General features: G+C 70.8%; 5 protein-coding genes and 1 pseudogene. 2 read left to right on the top strand and 4 right to left on the bottom strand.

Going from position 1 to position 6,556, the window contains the following annotated elements:
• Together HUV01_RS10550 and HUV01_RS10545 are read left to right on the top strand one after the other, a co-directional pair.
• Positions 1–382: pseudogene (locus HUV01_RS10550) on the top strand (RsmB/NOP family class I SAM-dependent RNA methyltransferase); the annotation flags it as partial.
• Between the two features lie 34 nt (positions 383–416).
• Positions 417–920 carry a tetratricopeptide repeat protein gene (locus tag HUV01_RS10545; protein ID WP_174298220.1) on the top strand — a complete coding sequence of 168 codons (504 nt, stop codon included), beginning with the start codon at positions 417–419 and terminating at the stop codon, positions 918–920.
• 33 nt (positions 921–953) lie between these two features.
• Here HUV01_RS10545 and rsmA read toward each other — a convergent pair whose 3' ends face one another.
• The 4 genes from rsmA to HUV01_RS10525 form a co-directional block, all read right to left on the bottom strand.
• Positions 954–1,778 carry a 16S rRNA (adenine(1518)-N(6)/adenine(1519)-N(6))-dimethyltransferase RsmA gene (rsmA, locus tag HUV01_RS10540; protein ID WP_174298219.1) on the bottom strand — a complete coding sequence of 275 codons (825 nt, stop codon included), beginning with the start codon at positions 1,776–1,778 and terminating at the stop codon, positions 954–956.
• Between the two features lie 35 nt (positions 1,779–1,813).
• Positions 1,814–2,815 (bottom strand): 4-hydroxythreonine-4-phosphate dehydrogenase PdxA, encoded by a 1,002-nt coding sequence (gene pdxA / locus HUV01_RS10535; protein WP_174298218.1) that lies wholly within the window; start codon positions 2,813–2,815, stop codon positions 1,814–1,816.
• 1 nt (position 2,816) lies between these two features.
• Positions 2,817–4,250: a peptidylprolyl isomerase gene (locus HUV01_RS10530; protein ID WP_254606565.1), complete on the bottom strand. Its 1,434-nt coding sequence runs from the start codon at positions 4,248–4,250 to the stop codon at positions 2,817–2,819.
• 119 nt (positions 4,251–4,369) lie between these two features.
• Positions 4,370–6,556 (bottom strand): LPS-assembly protein LptD (locus HUV01_RS10525; protein WP_174298217.1); only part of this gene is annotated, 2,187 nt, incomplete at its 5' end.

Below are 6,556 nucleotides of genomic sequence, written 5' to 3'. Positions count from 1 at the left end.
CGAGACCGGGGCGCTGGCCGATCTCGCCGGGCGGGCCGACGTGGTGCTGGTCGACGCGCCCTGTTCAGGCACGGGTACGTGGCGGCGCAATCCCGAGGCGCGCTGGCGGCTGACGCCCGACCGGCTCGCGCGGCTGATCGCGACGCAGGCGCATGTGCTGGCGCTCGCGCGGGAGCTGGTCCGGCCGGGCGGCGCGCTCGTGTACGCGGTCTGCTCGGTGCTGGACGCCGAGGGGCCGGCGCAGGTCGCGCCGTCCATCGCCAACGGCTGGACGGCCGAGCCGCTGCCCTTCGGCAGCCCGCGTGGCGCGGGCGTCCGACTGACCCCCGCGCGGCACGGCACCGACGGCTTTTTCCTCGCGCGGCTGCGGTCGCCATGCTAGCCGCCTAGCCATTGTGCCCACGTCGGAGACGATCATGCGTGTCTCGTCCGTCGCCCTCGCCGCCGCGCTGACGCTGGTGTGCGTTTCCGCGACCCTGCATGGCCAGCGGCCGGACGACCAGATCGACGCGCGATCGATGGCGCTGCTGGCGAGGGCGCGCGCGGCGCAGGCGTCCGGCGACCTGCAGGGCGCGACGGACATGCTGGAGACGGCGGTCGCGGTCGATCCGCGCAACCGGGTCGCGTTCGACGCGCTGGCGCAGGTCGCGGACCAGAGCGGTCTGCCGGGCAAGGCGATCCGCCTGTACCGCGAGGCGCTGTTGCTGGAACCCAACGACGTCGCCGCGCTGAAGGGACAGGGGGAGGCGCTGGTCCGCAAGGGCGCCGTCAACCGCGCGCGCGACAATCTCGCGAAGCTGAGGATGGCCTGCAAGGCCGGGCCGTGCCCGGAGGCGGCGCAGCTCGCCGCGACGATCGCCAAGGGTCCGCCGGTCGCGACCGCGCAGGCGACGACGGTGCCGGCGGCGGCGAAGGATTAGGCCCGAGCTGAACGAGAAGGCGAGCGGTTTCGCTCAGCCGTCCATCACCCGCGCGATCGCGACGAAGTCGCCGATCGGGATCGTCTCCGCCCGCCGGGTCGGATCGATGCCCAGCTCTTCCAGCGCAGCCAGCGCGCCGTCCAGGCCCTTGAGCGACTGGCGCAGCATCTTGCGGCGCTGCCCGAACGCGGCGGCGGTCAGCCGTTCCAGCGTGCGCGCGGATACGCCCGCCGGCGCCTCCGCCGGTACGAGATGCACCACGGCGGACATGACCTTGGGCGGCGGCGTGAAGGCGGAGCGGTGGACCGTCATCGCGATCCGCGCGGTCGATCGCCACTGACCGAGGACCGCGAGCCGGCCATAGGCTTCGTCGTTCGCCTGCGCGACGATCCGGTCCGCCACCTCGCGCTGGAACATCAGCGTGCAGCTCGCCCACCACGGCGACCGGTCGGGGAGCCGCCAGTCGGCGAGCAGCCAGCGCACCAGCAACGCGGTGCCGACGTTGTAGGGCAGGTTGGCGACGATATGCGGCCGCCCCGCGAACAGCGCCGGCGCATCGATGTCCAGCGCGTCGCCCTCGATCACCCGCAGCCGGCCGGGACAGGCGTCGGCCAGTTCCGCGAGCGCGGGCAGGCAGCGCGGGTCGCGTTCCACCGCCGTCACCCGCGCGCCTGCGGCGAGCAGCGCGCGGGTCAGGCCGCCGGGACCGGGGCCGACCTCGAACACCTCCGCATCCATCAGGTCGCCGGGGATGCGCGCGATCCGGTCCAGCAACCGGCCGTCGAACAGGAAGTTCTGACCCAGCGCCCTGGATGCGGTCAGCCCGTGCCGGGCGATCACCTCGCGCAAGGGCGGCATCGGCGGCAGGAACGCGGCGGGCGGCGTGATGGCGCTCAGCTCGCCTCGGCGCTCGCGGCGCGATGGTCGGCGGCGGCGGCGGCCATGCGGATCGCGGCGATCGTCGCGCCCGCGTTCGCCCGGTCGCGACCGGCGATGCCGAACGCGGTGCCGTGATCGGGCGAGGTCCGCACGATCGGCAGCCCCAGCGTCATGTTGACGCCATCGTCGAAATACAGCGTCTTGATCGGGATCAGCGCCATGTCGTGATACGGGCAAAGCGCCGCGTCGTACCCCGCGCGCGCGCGGTCGTGGAACATCGTGTCGGCGGCGAACGGCCCCAGCGCGTCGATCCCCTCGGCGCGCAGCCGCTCGATCGCGGGGATCAGCACGTCGATCTCCTCGCGGCCGATCGTGCCGGCCTCGCCGGCGTGCGGATTGAAGCCCGCGAAGGCAAGGCGGGGCGAGGTGATGCCGAAATTGCGGTCGAGCCCCCGCGCCGTCGCTCGCGCCTTCGCCAGCACCAGCTCGATCGTCAGCAGTCCCGCGACCTCCACCAGCGGCACATGGGTGGTGATCGGCACGACCCGCAGGCCGGGGCCGGCCAGCATCATCACCGCATTGTCGCGCGCGATGCCGCAGCGTTCGGCGACGAACTCCGTCTGGCCCGGATAGCTGAAGCCGATCTGGTACAGCTGCGCCTTGCCGACCGGCCCGGTCACCAGGGCGCGCGCCGCGCCCGACTGGACAAGGCCGGTGGCGAGCTCCAGCGACCGCATCGCGCAACGCGCGCCCTCGACGTCGGGCTCGCCCGGCACGATGTCGCCGGCGTCGTCGATCGTCAGCACGGGCAGCGCCACGCCGAACGCCCGGGCGACGTCCGCGATGTCGGTGATCCGCGCGACGGGGCCGTTCCACACCCGCCCGATCGCCCGCACGTCGCCAACCGCGAAGAACGGCGGCAGGGCTTCCTCGACGCGCCTCGCCCAGGCCTTGGCCACGATCTCCGGGCCGATACCGGCAGGATCGCCCATCGACACGGCCAGCGGCGCGCTCATGTCATCGATACTCGATGATCGCATCGCGGCGCAGGTCGCGCAGCGTCTGCTGCGCGCGCAGGTTCACCCGCTGCTGCTGGATCTGGTCCTGCACCGCCTCCACGTTGGGGGTCGCGCCGCTCACCGGATCGTCGCGGCCGCACAGCACCAGCGCGCGGACGCCGTCCTGCGGCGAGCCGAACGGTGGCGACGACTGGCCCACCTGCATCTTCAACAATATGTCCTGCAGTTGGGGCGGCAGGTCGCGGACGCGGACGGTGTCGTTGTTGACGACCTCCGCGCCGATCGACGCGGCGATCTTGTCGACCGATCCGCAGCCCTGGATCGCCTGGGTCGTCTTGGAGAAGGTCGCGGCGCGCGCCGCCGCCTCGGCCTGGCCGGTGCCGGGGGGAAAGCGGACGGTAAGCTGCTTCAGGTTCAGCTTGGCGTCGCGCGGGTCGGCGGTCAGCACCTGGCGCTTGTCGACCAGGTACAGGATGGAAAAGCCGCCCGACCCCGCGATCGGTCCCGCGATCTGGCCGACCTGCATGTCCTGCGCGGCGTGGGCGAGATCGTCGGGCAACTGGTTCAGCCGTATCCAGTCGAGGTCGCCGCCCACGTTCTTAGTGGTCGAGTCGGAAAACTGCCGCGCGAGCGTCTCGAACGGCGTCTTGCCGGTCTTGACCTGATCCATCACCTGCTCCGCCGCGGCGGCGGCGGCGGGCGCGCGATCGCCCTCGCCGCGGATGTATATCTCGCGCAGGTGATATTCCACCGTGCCCTTCGCGGCCTCCAGACGGGCGATGATGTCCGTCACCTCCTGCTCGCTGACGTTGACGGTGGGTTCGATCCGGCGGCGCAGATACCGGTTCCACGCCAGCTCGCCCTCGATCTGGCGCTTGATCGAGCGTTCGGACGAACCCTGCTGTTTCAGGAACTTGCCGAAGTCGCCGGGCGACCGGTTGAAGTTCTTCGCGACGCGGTCGTAGCTCTCGCCGATCTCGTCGGGCGTGACGGAGATGTCGTGGGTCTTGGCCTCCTGGATCTGAAGCGTCTCGTCGATCAGCTGGCGCAGGATCTGGAGCTTCAGCCGGTCGCGGTCGGCGGCGGCGACGTCCAGGTTGTTGGCCGCCGCGATTAGGCCCACGCGCTGATCGACGTCGGTGCCGGTGATGACGCTGTCGTTGACGATCGCGGTCGCCTTGCGCACGTTGGGATCGAACTTGCCGAAGATCTGGAGGTTGGCCGGGATGTCCAGGCCGGTCTCGGGCACCTGGTTGTCCGGCACGGTCTGCGCCTGATCCGGAGCGGATTGCGCCGGCGGCGGAGCCGATTGCGCGGGCGGCGAAGCGGGTCGCGCCGGCGTCCGGGGCGCGGTCTGCGCCGGAGCGACGGCGGTCAGCATCAGCACGGCCGCCACGCCCGCAAGTCCGGGGGCCATGGGTCCCCGGGCCATGATCCCCGGTCCCGACAATCGAGCCGATGCGCGCGCGCGCCTGTTGCCTGTCACGTTATCGATCGTCCCATTGCGCGGCCTTATTCCGGGAGCCTCGCTCCCCCCGCCTGAACCACGGCTTAGCGCCCGAGGTTTTTGAAGGAAAGCGACAACAGGTAGCTGTTGCCCCGGCGCGCGTCGCCGGTCGTGGCATAGTCGCGCTTCCACGTCAGGCCAAGCTTCAGGCAATTGTCCTCATAGGCGACGCCGACCCGGTGGCGGATCGGGCTGAAGCCGTCGGCGGTCGACAGCGGGCTCTCCTCGCGGTCGGTCAGATCGATCAGGATCGACCCGAACGCGGACCAGTAGCGCGAGAACTGGACCCGGCCGGCGACCCGCCCTTCCTCATGGTCCTGCAGATCCTCGAACAGGGGCTCGATGTCGCGGTTGAGGCGCAGATAGCCGAGCAGCAGATAGGTGCTGGACGAGCCGACCGTCGCGTCGATCTCCGCGCGACGGACGGTGAGGTCGTCCTTGTCGATCCGGTAGCGGACCGCGAGGGACACCAACTCGCGATAGCGCACCTCCGTCCGTCCGACGACATCGGAGAACTTGTCGGACAGGCCGGTGCCGGGGAAGAACAGGGCGGAACGGTCGGCGAAGCGGAAGCTCTGCCCGATCTGGTTGTCGACCGTCAGCCCCGGGAACGCCAGGTTCCACGAAATGCCATAGGTGGCGCGGCTGGAATCCTCGTAGCGGTCGTAGCCGGGAAAGCGGTTGAGCGCGAACAGGTTGGTGTCGTCGAGGTCGACCGCGCGCGAGTCCTCGTTCGGGATCGACAGGTTCTTGATCTTGGGGCTCGCGACGATCTGGACGCGCGGGATCACCGTCTGGATCCCGCCGCCGATCGTGCCCGCGAACGGCCACTGGACGTCCACCGCCAGCGCGCCGATCGCCCGGCCCTGGAAACCCTCCAGCCCGCGATAGACGGGAACGGCGTCGGCGAGCGTGTCGCTCGTGTGGTACAGGTCGCCACGGGCATAGGCGGTGAACGTCACCTCCTGGCCCAGCGTCGTCAGCCGGCGCAGGTCCCAGCGCAGCGAGGCGAAGGCGCGTTGCGTATCCTGGCCGGCGATCCGGGTGAGCGCGAGCGTGTTGACCTCCCCCTCGATCTTCCCGCCCAGCAGCGGATCGTCGACGCGGCGGCGATAGTCGACCTCGGGCAGCGCGATCGGCTGGAACTTCTGCGCGTCGTCGATCCGCAACGTCTGCACGTACCAGCCGTCGATCGAGAGGTAGCTCTTGTCGTCGATCCGCTCGATCCTGGCGGTGGTCCGCAGCCGGTCGTCATAGGTCAGGTCGTAGCGGCGCAGGAACGTCTTGTCCGTCACCAGCCGCGCCGAGCCCGAGATGCTCCATTCGGGCGACAGCTGAAACCGGGCGACGCCGTCGATATAGCCGCGGAAGCTCTCCTGCGTGCCGGTCGAGCCGGAGATCAGGTCGTCGCTGCGCCGGCTGACGGTGGCGTAGCCGGTGAGGCGGAAGGCGCCCGCGGTGCTCAGCGCCTGGTACGACGCCTCCGCCATCGGCAGCGATCCGGTGTAGAGGTGGGGCGTGAGCGTCAGCGACCGGTCGGGCGCGAGCCGGATGAAGTACGGCGCCGCCACCTCGAACCCGTTTACCCGGTTGAGGCGGATTTCCGGCGACAGCAGCCCGGAACTCGACTGGCCCCCGACCGGGTTGGACAGGCTCGGCAAGGGCAGCGAGATGAAATCGAACAGGTGGAGGTGCGCGCCGCTGTAGTAGATCCGGCTCGCGCTCGGGTCGTAGGTGACGCGCACCGCAGTGATCTTCCAGGTCGGCTGCTTGGGGCATCCGTCGGCGCCGGTCACGTCGCAGGCGGTATAGGCGGCGTTCGACAGCACCAGCGTCCCGTCGTCCTGCCGCGTGCCGCGTGCCGCGGCGATCCGCCCGCCGCGGCTCAGCACCACCAGCATGTTGTCGACCACGCCGTCCTTCAGGCTGTCGGTCAGGTCGATCGAGTCGCCATAGGCCGTATCGCCCTGCGGGTTGACCACCGCGACGTTGCCGGCTGCGAGCACCTTGCCGGTCTTGCGGTTCCAGGTGATCCTGTCGGCGCGCAGCCGCTGGCCCTGGCGGAACATGCGCACGTTGCCGGTGGCGGTGACGATGTCGGCGCGATCGTCATACTCCAGCGCGTCCGACGAGAACTGTACCTGGTCCGCCGCCAGCGGCGCCGCAGGCGCCTCGGGCGCGGGAGGCGGCACGGCGCGGGTCTGCAGGTCCTGCGCGTCGGCGGGAGCGGC

It is taken from the genome of Sphingomonas bacterium (assembly GCF_903643035.1).
In the GTDB taxonomy this organism is placed as follows: Bacteria; Pseudomonadota; Alphaproteobacteria; order Sphingomonadales; family Sphingomonadaceae; genus Sphingomonas.
Note: the sequence above shows the minus strand (reverse complement) of the source record. Positions and strands in the feature narration are given on the sequence as shown.